Genomic DNA, 22,877 nt, shown 5'->3' with positions numbered 1-22,877 from the left:
GCCTTTCTCCCCGCTTTTTCGGGATAAGGCTTGAGTCTGGGGGGCTTTTGGGACACCATCTGCCCCATTCTCGGCCAGCCCTGGCCGACAGCCTGCCATTGCTTTGCAAGAGAGAGACCCCATGAGCAAACTAACTGACAATCTTGACGCCAATTTCCAGCTGTTCATCGAAGAAGTCCGCGAGTCGGGTCAGGTGTGGGGTCTGCGCTACGGTGAAGACTGGGTGGTGTGCCGCTCCGCCGAGTTCGAAGATGCGGACGTGATGCCGCTCTGGTCCGCCGAAGGGGATGCCCGCCTGCACTGCGTGGACGAGTGGGCGGATTACGAGCCGGAAGTGATCGAGCTCGAAGAGTTCCTGGACATCTGGATCAACGATCTGGACGAGGACGACGTGCTGGTCGGCCCGAACTGGAACGCCGATCTGGAAGGCCAGGAGCTCGAGCCCATCGAGCTGGCCAAGGCGCTGGTGGAACTGGACGCCTGAGTCTGCCGTCCTGCCGGATTGTGATGAACCGGCCCCCTTCGGGGGGCCGGTTTTTTTTATGGCCGCCATGGGCCATGAAAAGGCGATTTGCCTTTGCACCCGTCCCGGGGATGGGTCATCATCAACCCTTTGCCGATCGGGAGGTGCCATGTTTGTCTTTGACGTGACCACGAAGGCGGGGGCGCAGGGGAGGATCCAGGTGCAGGCGCTGGACTGGAGCCAGAGCGGCCCGGTGAGCTTTCTGTGTGACAGCGACGAGCTGGCCCTGGTGCTGCTGAGCGGGTGCCGCTGCGATGCCGTGGGGTACTTCAATCTGCTGGGGGGCTGCAAGCCACTCTACGTGGAGCAGTGGCTCACCTATTTGCAGGAGCGTGGCCAGCTGGAGAAGGTCACGGCCCGCCAGGAGAGCCCGTCCCAACCCGATTACCTGACCCGGGCCGGGCTGGCGGACGACGAGCTCAATGCCCTGCTCGGCCAGATCTACAAGGTGGCCGGGTTCAACCGCCTGCAGATCAACCGCTACCTCAAGCATCGCCACAACCCGACCATGCTGGCGACCCGTTACGATCAGAAGGAGCTGGAGCGCTATCGCCAGCTCAACGACATCATTCTGACCCTGTTGAAGCTGAAACCGTCTCCGTGAAGATCCCCATCTGACCGATCTCCGGTCCCAGCTCCTGGGGCCGGGCGATGAGGTAGCCCTGCAAGCCGTCCACATACATGCTCTGCAGCATCTGCTTCTGACCTATCTGTTCCACCCCTTCCGCGATCACCAGGCAGCCCATGCGATGGGAGACGTCGACGATCATCCGCACGAACTGCTGATTGGTGAGATCCTGCTCCAGCTCGGTGATGAGACCGGGGTCCAGCTTGATGTAGTCGGGTTTGAGCTCGCGAAACAGGCTGAAGGAGCCTATCCCCTTGCCGAAGTTGCAGATGGCCGAGCGGCTGCCGTGGCGCCTGAGCAGCTCGAACAGCCGCCTGGACCCGGTCAGGTTGCGCTCCAGGTGCTCCTCGTCGAGCTCGAACACCAGGTTGGCCCCGATGTCGGGGTCTTTTTGCAACTGGTGATCCAGCCAGATGAGAAAGGCGCTGTTTTGCAGCAGGGAGCCTGGCAGATTGAGACCCCATCGGCTGTTGTGGCCTCCGAAGGCGCGGTATTGGCGGATGACGTGGCGGATCACCATCTGGGTCAGGCGCAGTACCATGTCCAGCCGCTGCGCCATGGCGAGCAGGGTATCGCTTGGCAGCACGGTGCCGTCGCTGCTGCAAAAGCGGGGATAGATCTCGTGATAGGCGAGCATGCCGCGATGCAGGGGCTGGATGGGCTGGCAGGTGAAGTTGACGCTCTCCTGCTCCAGCAGATCGGTCAGCACCTGGGTCCAGTGACGCTGACCCTGCACTTCGACCACCTCGTCGTTCTGCTGGATGGCCCAGCCATTGACTACCTCTGTCTGGGCGCGGGCCAGCGCGAGATCCGCCCGGGCCAGAATGGCCTCTATCTTCTGCTCGCTGCTCAAGCGGGTCATGCCCGAGTAGGCGGCGCTCTCGAGCTCGTGATCGTGCTGATAGCGATCGAAGGCGAGCTTCAGATCCCGTCCCAGCAGATGGGGCGGGATCTGGGCCAGGGGGGGCAGCAGGACGGCAAAATCGGCCCCCGAGATGCGATAGACCCGGTGGCCCGGGAAGCGGCTGACGGTGTGGCTGATGAGGGCGGCGATGTCCCGGATGTAGGCATCTCCGGACTGGAAGCCGCGCTGGGCGTTGAGGGTCCCGAGCTCGGTGGCGCGGATGAGCACCAGGATGGCGGTCTGGGTGTTTTCCTGTTGCAGCAGCTCGGTCAGATCGCGCCGGAAGGCGTGGCGGTTGCCAAGGCCCGTCATCTCGTCCCGGGTCGCCTGATTGTGCAATTCGGTGATCTGGCGGTGGGCATCGATCTCGGCCTCATTGAAGGATGCAAGGAGCTGGCGCAGAGCCGTTTGTGCCTGTACGCTGTCGAGCATGGCGGGATCCCGCTGCTGCAGCGCCAGCAGCCAGCGTTGCTCCTGCCTCGCCTTTTCCCCACGGCGCACGCTGTGGGTGAGAAAGAGCAGCAGGGCGAATCCCGTCAGGGTGGTCATCAGGACCAGCAGCAGGGTGAGCGGTGAGGCGGGGGGGGCGAGCAGCACTCCCTGCAACAGCAGCATGGGAATGCAGACCAGTGCGCTGACCAGCAGCAGGTTTCCCTCATGTTTATTCAACATCGTTTCATCCTTGATGATGTTCATGATGTAGAAATTCTAACCAAGTCGCTGGCGCAAAACATGAGTACTCACGCAACTCCACGATAAAGCGCCGGCGGAATGCAACTAAATGTGAGTGAAAACACTTTCATGGTCTGTAAAAAAAGCGAAGATGGGTTGAAAACAGCCCCAACAGAGCAGAGGTAGATATGTTGCTAGAACCCGTAGACACCGCCAAAGCACGGCAACTATTGAATCAGAGTATGGCCTTGGTGCTCGCAGGGGGACGGGGCAGCCGCCTGAAGCAGTTGACCGATAACCGCGCCAAGCCCGCCGTCCACTTTGGCGGCAAATTCCGTATCATCGACTTCGTGCTCTCCAACTGCATCAACTCCGGCATCCGCCGGGTGGGTGTGGTGACCCAGTACAAGTCCCACAGTCTGTTGCGCCACCTGCAATCGGGCTGGTCTTTCCTGCGCTACCAGATGAACGAGTTCATCGACTTGCTGCCCGCCCAGCAGCGGGTGGACGAGGTGCACTGGTATCGCGGCACCGCAGACGCCATCTACCAGAACGTCGACATCATCCGTGACTACGGTCCCAAGTACATCGTGGTGCTGGCGGGGGATCACATCTACAAGATGGACTACGCCGCCATGCTGCTCGATCACGTGCGCCTCGGTGCCAAGGTGACGGTGGCCTGTATCGAGGTACCGCGCTGCGAGGCATCGGCTTTCGGCGTGATGGACATCGACGAGCAACGCAAGATCCGCGCCTTCGTGGAGAAACCGGCCAATCCGCCCGCCATGCCGGGCTGCGAGGATCGCTCGCTGGCCTCCATGGGCATCTACATCTTCGAGGCGGAGTACCTCTACCAGTTGCTGGAAGAGGACATCCACAACCAGGAGTCCAAGCACGACTTCGGCATGGACGTGATCCCGCGCATCGTGGGGGAGGGCAAGGCCTTTGCCCATCCGTTCAACATGTCCTGTGTCGGGGCCAAGGAGGGGCAAAAACCCTACTGGCGCGACGTGGGGACCCTGGATTCGTTCTGGGAGGCGAACATGGACCTTGCCTCCGTGGTGCCCGAGCTCGACATCTATGACGAGAACTGGCCCATCTGGACCAGCCAGAACATGTCGCCCCCGGCCAAGTTCGTGCAGGACAGAAACGGGCAGCACGGCATGACCATCAACTCCATGTTCGCGGGGGGCTCCATCGTGAGCGGCTCCTTCGTGCTCAACTCGGTGTTGTTCACCAACGTGCGGGTGCACTCCTTCTGTACCCTGGATCAGGCGGTGATCTTCCCCGGGGTCGAGATCGGGGCTGGTTGCCGCTTGCGCCGGGTGGTGGTGGACAAGGGGTGCAAGCTGCCAGACGGCCTGGTGGTGGGGGAGAACGCGGACGAGGATGCACGCCGCTTCTACCGCTCCGAGCAGGGCATCGTGCTGGTGACCAAGCCGATGCTGGCCAAGCTCGGCTAACCTCGTCGACACAGACAAAAAAAGGGAGCCCTGGGCTCCCTTTCTATTGGTGGTCGATTTATTTCTCGCTGACCAGGGCCTTGCCGGCCATCACCATGGCGGTGCCATGCTTGCCACCGGCGGCGGTCACTTGCGGGATGCCATCTTCGTCGGTGTCGCTGCCGGCACCCTCGATGACGTTCTCGCCGGAGTCGCCGACCCATTCGGCCATCTGCATGCCGCCGTTGACGGTGCCACGGAACCAGCTCACGTAGCGCTGGGTCAGCTGGGCCAGCTCCAGCTCGGGTGCCTTCTCGGCCCCTTCGTTGCGCAGGTTCAGCATGGCGGAGCGCAGGGCGCCGGAGATGGCGGCCTGGGTCCAGGGGGTGTATTCACCCTGCTTGCCGGCGAGCCAGGTACCGGCCTTGGCATTGAAGTAGGCCTTGTCGGCGGCGATGAAGAGCTCGCGCGCCGCGGTGCGGTACTTGGCATCCGAGGTGGCCAGGAAGGCGGCGGTCAGGCCGCGGATGGCGGCGAACTGCGCGTCGATGGACTGACCGGCGTCAAGCTTGCCGCCCAGGGTCAGACCGTCATGGACCAGGCCGTTCTTGCCCTTGAGGTTGGCGAGGATGAAATCGGCCTGCTTGCGGACCAGTGCGATCGCCTGCTCACCCTGCGGGGTCTTGAGGTTCAGCTCGCCATTGTCACCGGCGGCGTAACCCACCGGCAGCGCATCCTGGGCGCGCTGGAAGATCTGCAGGGCGACCAGGGCGTAGGCGGCGTCGAAGGTGGTGACGTGCCCGGCCTGTTTGCCAGCCTGCCAGCTGTCGACCAGGGTGCCGGCCTTGGGCTCGAAGTGCAGGGCCAGCAGGTTCTTGAAGGTGAGGTTGGAGAGGTTCAGGGCCAGAGAGAAGGCATCGCTGCCCGCCACCGCCTTGCCCAGATCGTTGGTCTGGTTGGCAGCCGGAGCGGCGGCGAACGGGGCACCGTCAAACACGGCGTGGAAGGCCGGGTTCTGATTGGTGTTGGCCGTGCGCTGATCGCTGAAGGCGTAGAACTCGGAGAGGGGCCACAGCAGCATCCAGGCGTCGCGCAACTGGGCGGAGCCGTCCACGACCTCCAGCTTGCCGATGGCACCGGCGTCGTTTTTGCTGGTCTCGGTCACTTTCACCTGATGAGGGAAGTAGACAACCCCCTTGGCCGGATCGTACTGCGGGGTGATTTTGGCGCCCAGAGTCTTGCCGTCAAAGCCTAGCTGACCTTGCAGGATGGCGAGCTTGTCGATGGACTGCTCGGTCAGCATCATGCCGTTGAAGCCGTCGGCGGCAGAAACCCCCAGCTTGTGCTTGCCGTCCTGATCCATGGTGGCGGACGCGGCTTCCACCTCTTCATCGCTCTCGGCTACGTGCATGCCGCCCAGGAAGTCCTGGGACCACATCACTTCCTTGAGCAGGATGCCGCCCACGGCGGCCGGGACCAGCAGGTTGTCACTGCCGCTCCAGCGCAGGGTGGCGTAGTCGCGGAAGTAGGCGGGGACCTGGGTCTTGACGCTCTTCTCGTTGCCCTTGGCGGTCTTGATGGTGATCTGGTCACCGTTGACCGGGGTGGCGTTCACGGCCTGGGCGAACTCCGGGTTGGCGGAGGCGTAGGGCAGGGAGAGGGGATACATGCCCTGGGGAATTTCATCGGCGGGGAAGCCGACGGCCTCGGCCATGGCCAGTACCCGTTTGCCCAGGTCGGCCAGGGTGCCGCCACGGGCCTGGTTTTGCGGCCCGTTTACCAGATGGGGGCCCATGCCGGACTGGTAGTTGAGGGCGTACATTGCCTCTTCGGAGTATTCATAGGATTCGATGCCGGCGGCGAAGTCGAACGGGGTCGGCTCGTCGGCGCGGTTGGCGTCCAGCACATCCAGATCCAGACCGAGGGCCTCGGCCAGCGGCTCGCCGGAGAGCTCGAATTCGGTGTAGGCCAGCATGTTGGCCGCGGTGTTGAACGTCTTGTCCTCCACCTTGACGGCAGCCTGTGCGGCGCTGCTGAGGAGTGCGCAGGCGATCGCCTGCACCAGTACGGTTTTTCTCATGTCCTTCTCACCATATTGTTGATTTTATTATGACGCTTCTCATGAATCTAAATGAGAATGGTGTGCATTATGGGGCAAAGGGCGGGGCTTGAGAAGAAAAAAACCGCGCCCCGGTGGGGTGAAGAGGAGAGGCGCGGCGGCAGGTGTCACATCAGTTTGAAGGGGATGACCAGTCGGCCCGGCTCCACCTTGAGGGCTTCGACCTTGTCCTTGATCCGCGCCTCGTTCTGGCGGCTGCCATCGAGCCGGTAGACGGGGGTCTGGGAGAGGAACAGGGAGAGGGACTGGTTGAAGGTGGGCAAGAGCGGGGAGAGGGCGGTGCCCACGTCCGCCGGCTCGGTCTTGACAGAGATGAGCTCGAGATCGCGCAGATAGATGGCGCCCTGTTCGGCCACGTAGTCGGGGCGGGCACTCAGGGAGAGGCGGATCTTCATCTGCTGGCTGCCCAGTGGGCTCGCCACCTGCAGCTCGCCGGCGGCATCCAGCTCGACCTTGTCGGCCTGGCTGCGGCCGATGCGGCTTTGCATCTCATCGAGTCGGATCTTGCTCGACATGATGCCGGGGATCCCCAGCTGTTTCTCGAAGGCGACTCGCTCCTTGAGGTACTGGTTGATCTCTCCTTCACTGACGCTGTACTGGGTCAGGGAGCAGGCCGCCAGCAGCAGGGCGAAGGGGAGCAGAAGCAGGTGTTTCAACATGGGAGGGTTCCATTTTCGGGGCTGTCACAAGAGGTGGCGCCATCTTAGAGGCAAAGCGGGTTGGCCGCCAGTGGGGCCGCCCTGACCGGTTTCTGTCGCATCCCCCATATGGGGATGGCAATCCGTTTTCATTCGAGTAGCTGTTTCCCTTCACCGCCAGCAGGCCCGCCCTGGCGTCATCCCCGACATACCCACAGACAAGTTCCCGTTTTGGCGATTCAAAATCCCATTGACCCCGCGATTTCAAAGCGAGTATTTTACCGCCGCACAAAGTCAAATTGATAATCATTATCATTTTGAATCTTCTTTGAGGGTATGACGTGAAGACTCGAGTAATGGACAATGGCGCACCTGCCGAGGCGAAGATGTCGCCTGATTTCTTGTTTACCTCGTGTCAGGGCACGATCAGTGCCACTGACCTGGGGCAACCCATCACCACCCCCGCCTGCGAGTGGCCCCTGCTGGCACAGCAGATAACCCTGGCCCTCGATGCCGCCAGGGCTGCCGGCCAGAGCAACCCCCTGCTCATCGGTGCTTTTGCGTTTGATCCGGCAGAGGCTTCCTGCCTCTATGTGCCCGGCCGTTATGAGCGGAGCGAGAAACTGGCCCCGACAGAGCCGTCATCGGTGACAGCGGTTGAGCAGGCCCCCGAGGCCAACCGGGTCATCTCGGTGCAGAGCACCCCGCCGGCCAGCGAATTCCAGGCCTCGGTCAGTGCGGCGCTGGATGCGTTTGCACAAGGTCGGCTCGCCAAGGTGGTGTTGTCGCGCAAACTCACCCTTACCCTGCACCAGCCTGCCGATCCTACGCAGGTGATGGCCCGTTTGATGGCCCAGAATCCCCACGCCTTCCACTTCTCCCTGCCGCTCGGCCAGGGTCGCCGCCTGCTGGGTGCCAGTCCGGAGCTGCTGCTGCGGGTCAGCGGTGGAGAGGTGTTCACCCACCCGTTGGCGGGTTCCGCCCGTCGGGTGAGCGAGCCGGCGCAAGACGAAATGGTGGCCAGGGATCTGCTGGCTTCTCGCAAGGATCAGCATGAACACAAGTTGGTGATCGACGAGATCCGCCGGGTGCTGACCCCCCACTGCCGCGAGCTGGCGATCCCCGCTCATCCCTCGCTGATGAGCACGGATACCCTCTGGCATCTGGGCACTCCCATCGCTGGCCGGCTCAATGGCGGCGAGGCGTCGGTGCTCTCCTTGGCCTGCCAACTGCATCCCACCCCGGCCCTGTGCGGCTATCCCACCGAACTCGCCCGCCAGTTCATCCGCGAGCAGGAGCCCTTCCGGCGCGCCCTGTTCAGCGGCATCGTTGGCTGGTGCGACAGCCAGGGCAACGGCGAGTGGGCCGTGGTGATCCGCTGCGGGGTGCTCGATGGCCATCAGGTCGAGCTGTTTGCCGGCGCCGGTATCGTCGCGGGCTCGGATCCCGCCATGGAGTGGGCCGAGACCGGCACCAAGCTGGGCACCATGCTCAAGGCACTAGGCCTGGATTTGGAGGTGGCGCAATGACCCAGCTTCAATATCTGGGCTGGCCGAGTGGGCAGCCAAATCTGAAAGCCCTGGACCTGAGTCCGGAGGTGGCGCAATGAGCCAATTCAACCGCTTCCTGCCCTATATCCGCTGGCCCGACGAATTGGCCCAGCAGTACCGCGCCAAGGGCTATTGGCGCGGCGAGCCGCTGACCGCCATGCTGGCGCGTCAGTGCGAGCTGGCCCCCGACGCCGAGGCCATCCTCTGCGGCGAGCGTCGCTTCAGTTATCGTGAGCTGGACGCCGCCTCGAGCCGGCTGGCTGCGAATCTGGCCCGCCACGGCCTGGGGGTGGGGGATACTGCACTGGTGCAACTCCCCAACGTGGCCGAGTTCTATCTGGTGTTCTTCGCCCTGCTCAAGGCCGGCATTGCACCGGTCAACGCGCTCTTTAGCCACAACCGGCTGGAGCTTCTCTCTTATGCCGAGCAGATCACACCGCGCCTCTTTATCGGCTCGCTGACCCACCCGCAGTTTGCGAGCAAGGGTCGCGAGAGCGAGCTGCTGGCAAGCATCGGCGCCGAACTGGTGCTGCTGGATGGCGACGCAGGAGAGCTGGGGCTGACCCGCTGGCTTGGCGAGGGGGATGAGGGGAGCTCCCCATCCGTCTCTTTTGCCCCGACCCCGGCGAACGAGGTGGCCTTCTTCCAGCTTTCCGGCGGCAGCACCGGCACTCCCAAGCTTATCCCGCGCACCCATGACGACTATTACTACAGCGTGCGCCGCAGCAATGAGATCTGTGGCCTCGGCTCCCATACCCGTTATCTGTGCGCCCTGCCGGCGCCCCACAACTTCCCCTTGAGCTCCCCTGGCGCCCTGGGGGTGTTCGAGGCGGGTGGCGCCGTGGTACTCGCCCCCGATCCCAGCCCCATCAGCTGTTTCCCGCTGATCGCCCGCCACCGGGTCAACCTCACCTCGCTGGTGCCGCCGGCGGTCTCCCTCTGGCTGCAGGCCGTGGAAGCAGACCCCACCGCGCGCACCCAACTCGAGAGCCTCGACTTGCTGCAAGTGGGCGGCGCCAAGCTGGGGGAGGCGGTGGCCAGCAAGATTGGGCCGCTGCTCGGCTGCCGGCTGCAGCAGGTGTTCGGCATGGCGGAGGGGCTGGTCAACTACACCCGGCTCTCTGATCCCGACGAGAAGGTCATTCACACCCAGGGCCGCCCCATGAGCCCGGACGACGAGGTGCGCATCCTCGATGAGGCGGGCAATCCGGTTGCCCCCGGCGAGCCTGGCTCCCTGCACACCCGCGGCCCCTATACCTTCCGCGGCTACTACCAGAGCCCGGCCCACAACGCCCGGGTGTTCGATGCCGAGGGCTTCTACTGCTCCGGCGATCTGGTGGTACAGGATGCCGATGGCTACCTCACCGTGGTGGGGCGGCAGAAGGATCAGATCAACCGGGGCGGTGAGAAGATCGCGGCGGAAGAGGTGGAAAACCAGCTGCTGCACCACCCGGCCATTACCCATGCGGCCCTGGTCTCCATGCCTGACAGCGCCATGGGGGAGAAGAGCTGCGCCTTTATCGTCAGCACGGATCCCGCCTTGAAGCCGCTAGCCTTGCGCAAGTTTCTGCGCGAGCGCGGGGTGGCGGACTTCAAGCTGCCCGACCGTTTCGAAACCCTGGACGCCCTGCCCATGACGGCGGTGGGCAAGATTGACAAGCAGGGGCTGCGGGCGCGCATTGCGCACGCCATCGCCGCCAACCAGCCTCTACAGCATAAAAACTAGTAAGGAATCATGACGTTATGGCTATCCCAACCCTGAACAATTACGCCATGCCCAGCCAGTGGAAGGCCAACAAGGTCGACTGGTCTCTGGATCCCAAACGCGCCGCCCTGCTGATCCACGACATGCAGGAGTACTTCACCGCCTTCTATGGCGAAAACAGCCCGCTGATCGAGGCGCTCACCGAGCAGCTGGCCGCCGTGCGCAAGCAGTGCAAGGCCCTCGGCATCCCGGTCTTCTACACCGCCCAGCCCAAGGATCAATCCCCTGAAGATCGCGCCCTGCTCAACGACATGTGGGGCCCGGGTCTCAACAAGCGGCCCGAGCAGCAGCAGGTGGTGGCAGCGCTGCGCCCGGAGCGTGACGACACCGTGCTGGTCAAATGGCGTTACAGCGCCTTCCAGCGCTCCGAGCTGGAGCAGATGCTCAAAGCGCTGGGGCGGGATCAGCTGATCATCGGCGGCATCTACGGCCATATCGGCTGCATGATGACCGCCTGCGACGCCTTCATGCGCGACATCCAGCCCTTCTTCCTGGCGGACGGGGTGGCAGACTTCTCCCTGGTCGATCACCAGATGGCGCTCGACTACGTGGCAACCCGCTGCGGCAAGGTGATCCGCTGCGAGGAGGTGCTGGCCCTTGCGCCGGTTGCCGCTTCTGCCGTCCAGAGCAATCCGTTGCTGACGTATGAGGGGCTCAAGGCACGGCTGCTGAGTCATATCGACGAGGACGAAGATGAGTTTGACCCCGACGAGAACCTCATCGACTACGGTCTGGATTCGGTACGGATCATGGCCCTGCTCACCGAGTGGCGCGCCGCCGGGGTGGAGCTCGGCTTCGTGGATCTCGCCAAGCTGCCGACCCTCAACGGTTGGTGGCGCCTCATCGAGGCCAGGTTGGCAGCCCAGGCGCTGGAGGTGACCCCATGAACCGCTTCCCCTTGACCATCCCCCAGCAGGGGCTCTGGTCCGGACATCTGCTCAACGACGACAAGGCGATGTTCAACACCGCCGAGTGCATCGCCTTCGACGGCAAGGTCGAGGCGGCCGTGCTGGTCGCGGCCCTTGCCAAGGCGGTGGGGGAGTGCGAGGCGCTCAAGGGCTACTTCGAAGACGATAAGGAGGCGGTCTGCTTCGTCTCGCATGAGCTGCCCCTGGCCTATGAAGAGGTCTCCCTCGAGCGCGACGACGAGACGCTGGCCCGCGCCTGGGCCTGGGCCGATCTGCGCCGCCCGTTCGAGTTGACCCAAGCAGCGCCCTGCCGTTTCGCCCTGCTGCGCGGCCCCGGCCGCGATTATCTCTACAGCTGCGTGCACCACATCGCCCTCGATGGCTTTGGCACCACCTTGCTGTTCCAGCGCATCGCCGAACTGTATGCAGAGGGGCTGGCCGGTGAGATGCACTCCCCATCCCCCTTCGGCTCGTTGGCTGAGGTGCTGGCAGAAGAGGCGAGCCGTGAGCAGAGCGGCAAGAACGCCGCCGCCCGCGCCTTCTGGCAGGAGCAGCTGCATGGCTGGCCCGAGGTGAAGTCCTTTGGCGAGACCCGCGCACCGATTGCCGCCGACTTTATCCGCGAGAGCCGTCCGCTGCCGGCGGCGCTGTGGCAATCCCTGACCGGCTTTGCCGACGAGCACAAGCTGGGCTGGCCCGATCTGCTGCTGGCCGGCCTCTCGGCTCAGTTGTCGCTGTCGAGCGGCCAGAATAAGACCCTGCTCGGCCTGATGATGATGAACCGCATCGGCTCGGCGTCGCTGACCGTGCCCTGCATGCAGATGAACATCACCCCGCTGGCGTTGGTACTGGATGAAGAACTGGATCTGGCGGGAGCCGCCGGCGCCGTGGCCAAGGCCAAGCGCGGGGTGCGCAAGCACCAGCACTACCGCTACGAGCTGCTGCGCCGCGACCTTGGCCTGGTGGGGGGCGACAAGCGCCTGTTCGGCCCGCTGGTCAACATCATGCCGTTCGATCACGCTCGCCGCTTCGGGCCGCTATCTGCCCATATTCTCAACATCAGCGCCGGGCCGGTGGAGGATCTCACCATCGAAGTGCAGGTCGGCGTCGATGGCCAGCCCAGACTGGATCTGGACGCCAACCCCGGCTGCTACCAGCAGGCCGATCTGGCTGCCATCGCCGATACCCTGTTTGTCCTGCTGGGCCGCTGGCTGGCCGAGCCCGCCCAGACCCTGGGAACGCTCAAGGCCGACTGGCTGGCCGAGCAGCGAGTCAGGGCCCTGATCGCCGGCCCCGCCCATGAAGCTCTCCAGGTGCGTCCTGTGCTGGAGGCGCTCTGCCACTTCGCCGCCCAGACCCCGGACAAGATTGCCTTGATTCAGAGCACGGCGCAGGGAGAGGTCCGCTTCAGCTACGAGGCGCTGCTGGCCAGAGCCGAACAGATGGCGGCCGCTCTGCAGGCCGCAGGCGTCGCCCCCGGCGACAAGGTGGGGGTCATGCTGGCCCGCACCCCCCAGGCCATCTTCGCCCAGCTGGCGGTGCTGCTGGCGGGAGCCGTCTATGTGCCCCTCGACCCCGAGCAGCCGCTGGAGCGCCAGGGCCATATTCTGCGGCTGGGGGAGGTCAAGACCCTGATCACCCAGGCCGAGTACCGTCACAAGCTGGCCAGCCTGTTTGAGGGGCGCACGCTCTTGGCGGGGGATCTGGTGAGCGATAACCGCTTGAACCAGCCGGCCGCCGGCCACGCCGTCGCCTACATGATGTTCACCTCGGGTTCGACCGGTCTGCCCAAAGGGGTGGCGGTGAGCCACGGCGCGCTGGATCACTTCGCCGCCGCCGCCCGCTGCCGCTATCACCTGGATGAAGAGGCGCGGATGTTGCAATTCGCCCCCTTCAACTTCGACGCCAGTATCGAGGAGGTGTTCGCCACCCTGAGCGCCGGTGCCACCCTGGTGCTGCGCACCGACGCCCTGCTCGAATCCATGCCCGCCTTTGCGACCGGGGTGGAGCAGATGGGGATCACCCACCTCGATCTGCCCACCGCCTTCTGGAACGAATGGGTGGTGGCGCTGACGGCGGGTCAGGCCCACATTCCTGCCGGGCTTACCACCGTCATCATCGGCGGCGAGGCGGTCTACCCCGAGCAGCTGGCCCAGTGGCAGCGCCAGGGCCGCTCCGATGTGCGCCTGTACAACACCTACGGCCCCACCGAAACGACCGTGGTGGTGACCACCCAGGAGCTGCAAGGGGAAGACCCGAGCCAGGCCCAGCTGCCCATCGGCCTGCCGCTGCCCGGCATGCAGGCGCTCATTCTGGGGGCGGGGGAGCAACCTGCCGAGGAAGGAGAGCTGGTGCTGCTCGGCCCGCAGCTGGCCAACGGCTATGTGGGGGGCGTGCAAGGGAGCTTTGGCTCCCTGCGGATCGGCGAGGAGGAGCTGCCCGTCTATCGCACCGGCGATCGGGTGCGCCTGGTGGCCGGCCGGCTGGTCTACCTCGGTCGGCGCGACAACGAATTCAAGATAAGCGGCTATCGCATCCAGCCCGGCGAGGTGGAGGCCCAGCTGCTGGCCCTGCCCGGGGTGGACGAGGCGTGCGTGCAGGGGGTGAGCATCGGCAGCGTGCGCCGGCTGGTGGCCTTCGTGGCGGGGCCGGAGCGCGACAGCCGGGTCATCAAGGCGCAGCTGGCCAGGGTGTTGCCCGCCGCCATGATCCCCACCGACTATCGCCACTATGACCAGCTGCCCCGCACCGGCTCCAACAAGCTGGATCGCAAGGCCCTGCTGGCAGCCTACCAGGCGGGCGGCGAAGCCCTGACCCTAGGCAGCGAAACCGAGAACCGGGTCGGCGCCATCTGGCAACAGATCCTGGGGCTCGCCACCATGGCGCCCACGGACAACTTCTTCGAACTGGGGGGCCAGTCCCTGCAGACCATCCAGATCGTCAACCGGCTCGGCGCCGAGTTCGGGGTGCAGGTCAAGGTCTCCGACGTGTTCGATCACCCGCGCCTTGACGACTTCTGCCGTTTCCTCGACGGCCTGCTTGCCGAGGACGAAGAGAGCGTGGAGATGGTGTGGTGATGAGCAAGGAGCAACAAGCAATGGCCTTTGATTTCACTGGCAAGCGGGTCTGGGTGACCGGAGCCGGGCGCGGCATCGGCCGCGAGGTGGCGACGCAGTTCGTGGTAGCCGGCGCATCCGTGGTGGGGCTGGATCTGGCGTTTCCCGAAGCCGACTACCCCTATGCCACCCGGCTGCTCGATATTGGCGACTCGAAGGCGGTCAACGCCTGCTGCGCAGCGCTGCTGGCGGACGGCGGGCTGGATGTGCTGGTCAACGGGGCCGGGGTACTGCGCCTCGGCCCCACCGAGACTCTGAGCGATGACGACTGGCACGACTGCATGACGGTCAACGCCAGCGGCGTCTTCTATCTGCTGCGGGCCCTGGTGCCCCATTTCAAGGGGCAGCGGCGCGGCGCCATCGTCACCATCGGCTCCAATGCCGCCCATGTGCCGCGCATGCAGATGGCGGCCTGTTGCGCCTCCAAGGCGGCGGTCACCAGCCTGACCCAGACGGTGGGGCTGGAGCTGGCCCCCTTCGGTGTGCGCGCCAACCTGGTGTCGCCGGGCTCGACGGATACCCCCATGCTGCGCGGCATGCTGCCAAGCGAGGAGGCCATGGCCCGCACCATTGCCGGGTTGCCGGAGCAGTTCAAGCTCGGCATCCCCCTGCGCAAGGTGGCCACCCCGGCGGAGATCGCCCATACCGTCCTCTTCCTGGCCTCGGATCTGGCCAGCCACATCACGCTGCAGGATCTGGTCGTCGACGGCGGCGCCACCCTGAGTGCCTGAGGCTTGAGAAACAGATGAACAATATGATTTTGCTGTTGAAACAGCTGGAACGGCAGGGAGTCAAGCTGGCGCTGAACGACAAGGGCCAGCTTATCTCCCAGTCGAGCAAGGAGGCGGTGACGCCGGCCATCGGCGCCACCATCAAGGCCCACAAGGATGAGCTGGTGCGCTGCCTGGCGGCCCGTGCCGCTTTCGAAGAACCTATCGCCGCCGAGGGCGCCCGGCAGGGCCCGCTCTCGTCATCCCAGAGCGGGCTCTGGTTTATCGAGCAGTACGAGGAGGCCTCCCACCTCTACAACATGCCGGTCTATTTTCGCGTCAAGGGAGAGCTGGACACGGCGGCACTGGAGTTTGCCTTCGACCACCTGTTTGCCCGCCACCCCAGCATGCGTACCCGCTTCATCAAGGACGAGGCGGGCAGGGGTGCCCAGGAGATCCTGCCCCACGTGCCCTTCAAGCTGCAGCTTGAGGACGTGAGCGCAGAGGCCATTGCCGAGCGCGAGGCCTATGTGGCTCGCCGGGTGCGCGAGGAGATTGGACGTCCCTTCTCCCTGACCCAGGGGGAGCTCAGCCGAGTGCATCTTATTCGGCTGGGCAGCCGCGAGCACGTGCTGCTGATCACCCAGCACCACATCATCTCCGACGGTTGGTCGGTCAAGAACATGTTCGCGGATCTCAAGCGCGCCTTTCTTGCCCATCAGAACCGCGAGCCCCTGCAGGTGAGGGAGCTGCCGCTCACCTGCATCGACTATGCCCGCTGGTTCAACTCACCGCGTTTTCTCGATTATCACGCCGAGTTCAAGCCGTTCTGGGTCGATCGGCTCGGTGGCAGCCCCGAGGTGCACGGCCTGCCGCTCGACAAGCAGCGCCCGGCCCATCAGGACAGCGGCGGCGAGCTGGTCTTCTCCACCATCGAGAGCGACCTGTGGGAGAGCTTCAAGCGCCTGTGCCAACGCCACAGCACCTCCAACTTCATCGGCCTGCACGCCCTGTTTGCCTTGCTGATGGTGCGCCAGAGCGGCGAGAAGGAAGTGGTGATCGGCACCCCGCTTGCCTATCGCGAGCGCCACGAGATCGAGTCGCTGGTGGGCTTTTTCGTCAACACCCTGGTGCTGCGCACTCAACTCAGCGGCAAGCCCAGCTTTGTCGACTATCTGCAGCAGTGCCGGGAAGAAGATTTAGCTGCTTTTGACCATCAACTCTATCGGTTTGAGGCGCTGGCTGAGGCCATCGGCGCGGATCGCACCACCGCCATCAACCCCATCTTCCAGATCATGCTGGTCTATCAGGCCAAGGTGGACTTCAACGATCTCATCCCCGGCTGCCAGCTGGTGGAGGAGACCTCGCCTGTGCTGCCGGCCAAGACCGACATCTCGGTCAAGGTGACCGAGCTGATGGACTCCGTCCGGGTGGACTGGCTGTTCGCCACCGCCCTGTTCGAGCGAGAGACCATCCAGGCCTACGCCGATCGCCTGCTGCACCTGATGCGCGCCGTGGTGGCGGCCCCCGAGACCGACATCTGGCAGTTGCCGCTGGAGGCGGGCACCGACCAGGCGGCGCTGGCCGCAGAGCTTGCCGACTTGCCGCCGGATTACCCGAGCCGCGACACCCTGCTCTGTCATATCGAGCGGCGCGCTATTCAGTTGTCGGACGCGTTGGCGGTCAGCGACGGCGCGCAATCGTTGACCTATGGCGAGCTGGAGGTGCGAGCCAACCGGCTGGCCCACTGGCTGCTGGCTCAGGGCATCACCCCGGGCGCCGCCATCGGCATCCAGGCCAGGCGCGATGTGGCCTTCGTCATCGCCCTGCTCGCCTGCTGGAAGGCGGGGGCGGCCTATGTACCCCTCGACCCTGCCTATCCCGCCGAGCGGCTGGCCCATATCCTCACTGATGCATCCATCAACCTGGTGCTGGGTGGCGTGCCGGACCCGCGCCTTGGCGAGGCGCTGGCGGGCACGACGGCCGAATATCACGATCTGCACGGGCTGGCGCTGGACAAGATGCCAGCCAGCACGCCCGCACTGCCTCGGGACGCCGCCATGCTGGCCCAGATCATCTACACCTCCGGCAGCACCGGCCTGCCCAAGGGGGTCATGGTGGAGCAGGGCAGCCTGGTCAACCTGATGGCGGATCACGGTGAGCGCATCGCTCTTGATCAGAATGGGGCCATGTTCAACTGCATGTCTCTCTCGTTCGATGCGGGCAACATGACCAGCTTGCTGCCGCTCTACTGCGGCGCGGCCCTGCACTTTGGCGAGCCGGGCGAGGGGGTGATCGGTGCCGCGATCGCTTGCGGTGCCAGCCATATGATCCTGCCCACGGCGTTGTTGGCAAATCTATTGCCCCCGGCGGCTCTCGGCTCCCTCAAGGCCATCGGCTTTGGCGGCGAGGCGTGCCCGAGCAGCCTGGTGGAGCGCTGGGGGGAGCGGGTGGCGCTGTTCAACATGTACGGCCCGACCGAGTGCACTGTCACCGCGCTCTGTGCTCGGCTCACCCCGGGGGCGCCCATCACAATCGGTCGACCCGTCAACCACCTGAAGGCGCTGATCCTGGACGAGGCGGGCAACCTCTGCCCGGTGGGGGTCCCCGGTGAGCTCTGCCTGGCGGGGCTGGGGCTGGCCCGCGGCTACCTCAATCTGCCAGAGCGCACTCAGGAAGCCTTTATCGAGCTGACACTGGCGGCACGTACCCATCGCCTCTATCGCACCGGCGATCGGGCCCTGCTGCGCCGCGACGGCAACATCCAGTATCTGGGCCGGATAGACGAGCAGATCAAGCTGCGCGGCTATCGCATCGAGCCGGGAGAGATAGAGACCCGGCTTGCCGAATTGTGCCCGGCGATGCGCCAGATCAAGGTGGTGGTGCAGGAGGGTCGCCTGCTGGCGTATGCCTGTTTGCAGGCCGGGGCAAGGGAGCCCGACGGCGATGCCCTGCTGCAGCGAGCCGGCGAGTGTCTGCCCGAATACATGGTGCCGGCGCGCCTCTGCTGGCTGCCCGAGATGCCGCTCACCCCCAACGGCAAGCTGGACTTGCGCCGCCTGCCCGCCATCGTCTGGCAGCAGAGCAAGGGCGAGCCGCAAAACGAACTGGAGCAGACCGTGCTTGCTATCTGGCAGGGGGTGCTCAAGCAGCCGCTCGGGGTGGAAGATGACTTCTTCCGCTTAGGCGGTGACTCCATCCTCAGCATCCAGCTCACCACCAGGCTGCGGGATGCGGGGCTGCACTGCAGCGTGAAGGACGTGTTCGAAGCCAAGACGGTGCGCCGCCTCTGCCGCCAGCTAGGCCAGCAGCAGGCGGTCAGCCACAGGAGCGAGCAGGGCAGCCTGACCGGCGAGTTCCCGCTCCACCCCATTCAGCACTGGTTCTTCGAGCAGGGCTTTGCCAAGCCCGGTCACTGGAATCAGGGGGTGATCCTGCGCCTGCCGGCCGGGGCGGACGATGAGGCCCTGCGCGGCTGGCTGGAGATCCTGCGCCAGCACCACGATGCCCTGCGTCTGGCGGTGACTCCGACCGGTCAGCGCTACCTGGCCGAACTGCCATTGCCGCCGCTGCCGACCCTGGATGCCGCCAATCTAGACGAGGCCGAACTGCAGGCCCGCCTGACCGAGCTGCAGGGAGATCTCGACCCTGCCAGCGGCCACACTTTGGCCTGGGCCCGCCTGCGCAATCTCTCCCTCGAGGGGGCGCGCGAGGGCGAGACGGTGGAGGGGCTCTTCCTCGCCTTCCATCACCTGGTCATCGATGCGGTCTCCTGGCGCATTCTGGCCGAGGATCTGGCCCGGGTGAGCAGGGGCGAGCCGCTGCCCGCCAAGGGCAGCAGCTATCGCCAGTGGGGCGAGGGGCTCGCGGCCTACGCCAAGCGAGAAGAGGAGCAGCTTGGCTTCTGGCTGGCTCAGGGGGAGGCCAGCAAGCCAGGCTTGCTGGAGGAGCGACGCGCCGCCGATGGCCGCGCCGCTGCCAGCCTGCTGCAACTGAGTCAGGAGACCACGGCTCGTCTCATCGACACCGCCAACCAGGCCTACTTCACTCAGGTGCCCGACCTGCTGCTGGCGGCACTGACTCGTACCCTGAGCGAGCAGGGTTACGGCAACCGTCACTGCGTGATGCTGGAAGGACACGGCCGCGAGGCCATCGATGCTGAACTGGACGTGAGCCGTACCCTGGGCTGGTTCACCAGCACCTATCCGCTGGCGCTGGCGGATGCCAAGGAGTGGGACGCGCTGGTGTGCGCCACCAAGGAGCAGCTGCGCGCCGTGCCGGACAAGGGGGTGGGCTTCAACGCCCTGCGACTGCACCACCCACGTGGCTGGGCACTGCCCGAAGCCCTGATCGTCTTCAACTACCTGGGGGTCAGTCATCAGGGCGAGGCCGCTCAGCCCTGGCAGCCTCTGCCGCTGGCACCGGGGGCCCCCACGTCCCCTGACAACCTGCCGCGGGAGCTGGTCAGCCTGCACGGGGGCGTCTATGACGGGCGCCTCACCCTGCGTCAGGTCGGCGCCCTCAACCAGCAAGGGAGCGACGCCCTGATGGCGCGGCTGGCGGACAACCTGACGGCACTGGTGGAGCACTGCTGCAACCTGAAGGTTCCGCGCCATACCCCGAGCGACTTCCCGGGGCTTGGCCTCTCGCAAGCCGCGCTCGATCGGGTGCTGGCCGGGCGCGAGGTGGAGACCCTGCTGCCCATGACCTCGCTTCAGCAGAGCATGTTCCATCACAGGGCGCTGCTGCCCCGGGATCACGCCTATCACCTGCAGACCGAGATGGACTATCACCAGCAGCTGGACGTGGCGGTCTACCGTCAGGCCTGGCAGGGGCAGATCGCTCGCTGGCCGGCCCTTCGCAGCGAACTGGTGTTGGCTGACGGGGTCGCGCTCCAGCGCATCCTCAAGCACGCCGAGTTGCCATTCCACTATGAGGACTTGTCTGATGTGGAACATGCAGAGGCTCGGGTCCAGGCCTATCGCGAGCAGGATCTGGCCCGCCCGATCCCGCTCGAGCAGGCGCCCCTGCTGCGGCTTGCCTGCTTCAAATTGGCCCCCGATCACCACAAGGTTGTCTTCAGCGCCCATCACGGCGTGCTGGATGGCTGGAGCGGCCCCGTGTTGCTGGGGTCCTTGCATCGCGCCTATCAGGCGCTGATGAACGGCCTGCTGCCGCAGGGCGAGCCGGATACCGCCTGGCTCGAGTTTGGCCGCCATATCGCCAGCCAAGCCCGCAGCGCCGAGGCTTACTGGCAGGGGCGGGAGGAGCTGCTAACAAAGCCTAACGATCTCGCCTGCCTGTTCGGGGTGACGCTGGACGCTGGCGCAAGCGGGCGCCATACCCAGCAGCGACCGGCGGTGTGCGCCACGGTGCTGCCGACCGAGGTGGCGACCTTGCTCGCCCATCGTGCCCGCGACCTTGGCGTGACTGCGGGCCTCTTGGCCCAATATGCCTGGCACCGTCTGCTGGCACGCCGCTCTGGCGATGCCGTCACCCTGGTGGGCAACGTGACCCCGGGCCGGGATTACCCCATCGAGGGGATCACTGCGAGCGTCGGGCTCTACATCAACAGCCTGCCGTTGGCCCTGGCGTGGCACACCGAGCTGACCCTGGCCGAGCATATCGCCCGGTTGCAGACCGACCTGATGGCACTCAATGAGCACGGCACCCAGTCGCTGGCGGCACTGACCAAAGGACGGGCGCGCCTGTTCCAGAGTCTGTTCGTGTTCGAGAACTACCCCATGCCGGCGGCCCCTGCCGCCCCCGAACCCCACCAACTGGTGCCGCGCTTTGGCACCGTGGTGGAGAAGGTGGAGCTTCCTCTGTCGCTCGTGGTCAGCAGCCGGGGCGAGACGCTCCAGCTGCGCCTCGAGTTCGATGGCGAGCAGATCCCCGAGGCCCGGGCCGAGGCGGTGCTGGCTGACTGGCTGGCCGAGCTCGACTGGCTGGCGCAGACGGATCTGAGCCAACCGGCCAGCGTGGTGGCGGCACCGTCCCCGGCGAAGGCGCAAGTGGCCGCCACACCATCGACTGTCACACAAGTGGCTGCCCCCGGCCTGGCTCCGCCGCCGGCCGAGGCCCGCGTGCTGGTGGCCCTGTGGGAGCGCCAGTGCGGCGTGCCCGGCATCTGGCAGCAGACCCTGTGTGAACTCGGGGTGGATTCGGTGCAGCAGCTCGCCCTGCTGGCGGCCCTCAACGAGGTGTTTGGCCAGGAGCGGGCGCAGCTCACCCTGCAGACCCTCAAGGCCCATCCATCCCCCAGCCGGCTCTATCGGCACTGGCTGGTACGCCAAACGGAGGCTGCGCTATGACGGTGACCATCAAGCATAAGGCTCCGCTCGTGCAAACCCGGCCTGCCCCCCGTGAGGGGGCGGCCAATCTGGGCGCGCGGCTGGCGGCCTGTCTGGCCGCCAGCCCGCTGGCCCCCGCCATCCATATGGGCGGATCAGATGAGCAGTGGCTCAGCTACGGCGCGCTCAATGCCAGGGTCGGCGAGATTGCCGCCCGATTGCAGGGGCTGGCGGTGGGAGAGCGGGTTGGTCTCTATCTCTCCCGCGGCCCCGATCTGGTGGCCAGCCTGCTGGCCTGCCTGCGCCTCGGTCTCACCTTTGTGCCCCTTGAACCGGATTTTCCGGTGGAGCGGCTACAGGGGATCGCCCGTCAGGCGCGCCTGTCGGCGGTGATCTGCGACGGCGACAGACCGGCTCCCGCCTTCGGCTGTCCGCTGCGCACCCTGGATGGACCGGCAGCGGCAGGGCCGGTCTCCTGGCCCCAGGTGGATGACGCCCTGGCTGCCTACATGATGTTCACCTCGGGCTCCACCGGCGAGCCCAAGGGGGTGATCATCAGCCGGCGGGCCCTGCTCTGCTTCCTCGACGGGATCCGCGAGCGGCTCGGGCTTTCACCTGGCTGCCACTGGCTCTTTATCACCACCCCGGCCTTCGACATCTCCCTGCTGGAGATGCTGGGGCCGCTCTGGGGTGGTGGCCGGCTGACGGTGGCCGGCGGTGAGCACAACAAGGATCCCCTGGGGATGCTGGCCCTGCTCGAGGCCGACTCCTCCATCAACTGGCTGCAGGCCACCCCGGCCTGCTGGCGTATGCTGCTTAAAGCGGGCTGGCAGGGGCGCAATACCCTCACCGCCCTGTGCGGTGGCGAGGCGCTGGACTCAGGGTTGGCCGAGCAGCTCTGTGCCCGCACCCGGCGGCTGTGGAACTGCTATGGGCCGACCGAGGCCACCGTCTGGTCCCTGGTGAGCGAGGTGCGCTGGCCGCCGGTTGGCGGGCAGATCACCATCAGCCACAGCCTGCCCGGCTATCGGCACTGGGTGCTGGACGAGGCGGGGCAGCCGGTGGCAGAGGGGGAGTGCGGCGAGCTCTGTATCGAGAGTCCGGCCCTGTGCGAGGGGTACTGGCGCAAGCCGGCCTTGACCAGCGCCGCCTTCCTGCGCCTTGCCACCCATCGCCTCTATCGCACCGGCGATCGGGTGCGCCTTCTTGGGGCGGACCGCTTCCTCTATCTGGGACGGCGCGACGATCAGATCAAGCTGCGGGGTTTTCGCATCGAGCTCGGCGAGGTGGAGGCGGGACTGCGCCGCCAGGCCGGGGTGCAGGAGGCGGCGGTGCGTCTGGTGGGCGAGGGGGACGAGGCCATGCTGGTGGGCTACGTGGAGGCGAAAAGCGGGGTGACCCTCAATCGCCTCGCCCTGCGCAAGGGGCTGCAGGCGACGCTGCCGCACTACATGGTGCCAGCGCGGCTCATCCTGCTGGATGCCCTGCCCAAGACCGGCAGCGGCAAGCTCGACAGAAAGGCGCTGCCATTGCCGGAGTAGACGGCCTTGCCGAGCCATGGATAAAAAGAAGCCCGCATCATGCGGGCTTCTTGTTGGCCGTCAACCGA

13 protein-coding genes are annotated in these 22,877 nt (G+C 65.5%); 10 read left to right on the top strand and 3 right to left on the bottom strand.

Translation table 11 applies throughout. From position 1 onward, the window contains the following. The first annotated feature begins 121 nt into the window (after positions 1-121). Positions 122-484 carry a DUF2750 domain-containing protein gene (locus C2U30_RS04745; protein WP_010674427.1) on the top strand — a complete coding sequence of 121 codons (363 nt, stop codon included), beginning with the start codon at positions 122-124 and terminating at the stop codon, positions 482-484. A 148-nt stretch (positions 485-632) separates the two neighbouring features. Beyond that, positions 633-1,127 (top strand): hypothetical protein, encoded by a 495-nt coding sequence (locus C2U30_RS04740; protein ID WP_103243286.1) that lies wholly within the window; start codon positions 633-635, stop codon positions 1,125-1,127. Here C2U30_RS04740 and C2U30_RS04735 read toward each other — a convergent pair. Further along, positions 1,090-2,727 (bottom strand): EAL domain-containing protein, encoded by a 1,638-nt coding sequence (locus C2U30_RS04735; protein ID WP_069652607.1) that lies wholly within the window; start codon positions 2,725-2,727, stop codon positions 1,090-1,092. The two genes, C2U30_RS04740 and C2U30_RS04735, sit on opposite strands and share 38 nt — an antisense overlap. A gap of 188 nt (positions 2,728-2,915) precedes the next feature. On the opposite strand from C2U30_RS04735, the gene glgC reads away from it, so the two are divergent. Then, positions 2,916-4,190 carry a glucose-1-phosphate adenylyltransferase gene (gene glgC / locus C2U30_RS04730; RefSeq protein WP_039038908.1) on the top strand — a complete coding sequence of 425 codons (1,275 nt, stop codon included), beginning with the start codon at positions 2,916-2,918 and terminating at the stop codon, positions 4,188-4,190. A gap of 58 nt (positions 4,191-4,248) precedes the next feature. Here the strand turns inward: glgC and C2U30_RS04725 are convergent, their stop codons facing one another. After that, positions 4,249-6,249 carry a hypothetical protein gene (locus tag C2U30_RS04725; protein ID WP_103243285.1) on the bottom strand — a complete coding sequence of 667 codons (2,001 nt, stop codon included), beginning with the start codon at positions 6,247-6,249 and terminating at the stop codon, positions 4,249-4,251. Between the two features lie 146 nt (positions 6,250-6,395). Continuing rightward, complete coding sequence (locus C2U30_RS04720) at positions 6,396-6,947, bottom strand: lipoprotein (RefSeq protein ID WP_103243284.1); 552 nt, start codon at positions 6,945-6,947, stop codon at positions 6,396-6,398. Between the two features lie 335 nt (positions 6,948-7,282). Between C2U30_RS04720 and C2U30_RS04715 the strand changes: the two genes are divergently transcribed. From C2U30_RS04715 to amoH, 7 genes are all read left to right on the top strand, one after another. Further along, on the top strand, positions 7,283-8,455 hold the full coding sequence (locus C2U30_RS04715; protein WP_436792465.1) for an isochorismate synthase: 1,173 nt from the start codon (positions 7,283-7,285) through the stop codon (positions 8,453-8,455). Positions 8,456-8,531: 76 nt separating this feature from the next. Next, positions 8,532-10,202 carry a (2,3-dihydroxybenzoyl)adenylate synthase gene (locus C2U30_RS04710; protein WP_103243282.1) on the top strand — a complete coding sequence of 557 codons (1,671 nt, stop codon included), beginning with the start codon at positions 8,532-8,534 and terminating at the stop codon, positions 10,200-10,202. Between the two features lie 17 nt (positions 10,203-10,219). Continuing rightward, entirely contained in the window at positions 10,220-11,128 is a 909-nt protein-coding gene (amoB, locus tag C2U30_RS04705) for an amonabactin biosynthesis bifunctional protein AmoB (RefSeq protein WP_103243281.1), read from the top strand. After that, entirely contained in the window at positions 11,125-14,226 is a 3,102-nt protein-coding gene (gene amoF, locus C2U30_RS04700) for an amonabactin biosynthesis non-ribosomal peptide synthetase AmoF (RefSeq protein ID WP_103243280.1), read from the top strand. The genes amoB and amoF overlap by 4 nt, the downstream gene beginning before the upstream one ends. A gap of 20 nt (positions 14,227-14,246) precedes the next feature. After that, positions 14,247-14,996, top strand: a complete 750-nt coding sequence (gene amoA, locus C2U30_RS04695; protein ID WP_103243279.1) for an amonabactin biosynthesis protein AmoA — start codon at positions 14,247-14,249, stop codon at positions 14,994-14,996. Positions 14,997-15,010: 14 nt separating this feature from the next. After that, a complete protein-coding gene (gene amoG, locus C2U30_RS04690) occupies positions 15,011-21,289 on the top strand; it encodes an amonabactin biosynthesis non-ribosomal peptide synthetase AmoG (RefSeq protein ID WP_103243278.1) in 6,279 nt (2,092 codons plus the stop codon). Beyond that, positions 21,286-22,809 carry an amonabactin biosynthesis glycine adenylation protein AmoH gene (amoH, locus tag C2U30_RS04685; protein WP_103243277.1) on the top strand — a complete coding sequence of 508 codons (1,524 nt, stop codon included), beginning with the start codon at positions 21,286-21,288 and terminating at the stop codon, positions 22,807-22,809. The genes amoG and amoH overlap by 4 nt, the downstream gene beginning before the upstream one ends. Positions 22,810-22,877: the final 68 nt, after the last annotated feature.

Source organism: Aeromonas sp. ASNIH5 (assembly GCF_002902865.1).
In the GTDB taxonomy this organism is placed as follows: domain Bacteria; phylum Pseudomonadota; class Gammaproteobacteria; order Enterobacterales; family Aeromonadaceae; genus Aeromonas; species Aeromonas caviae.
Note: the sequence above shows the minus strand (reverse complement) of the source record. Positions and strands in the feature narration are given on the sequence as shown.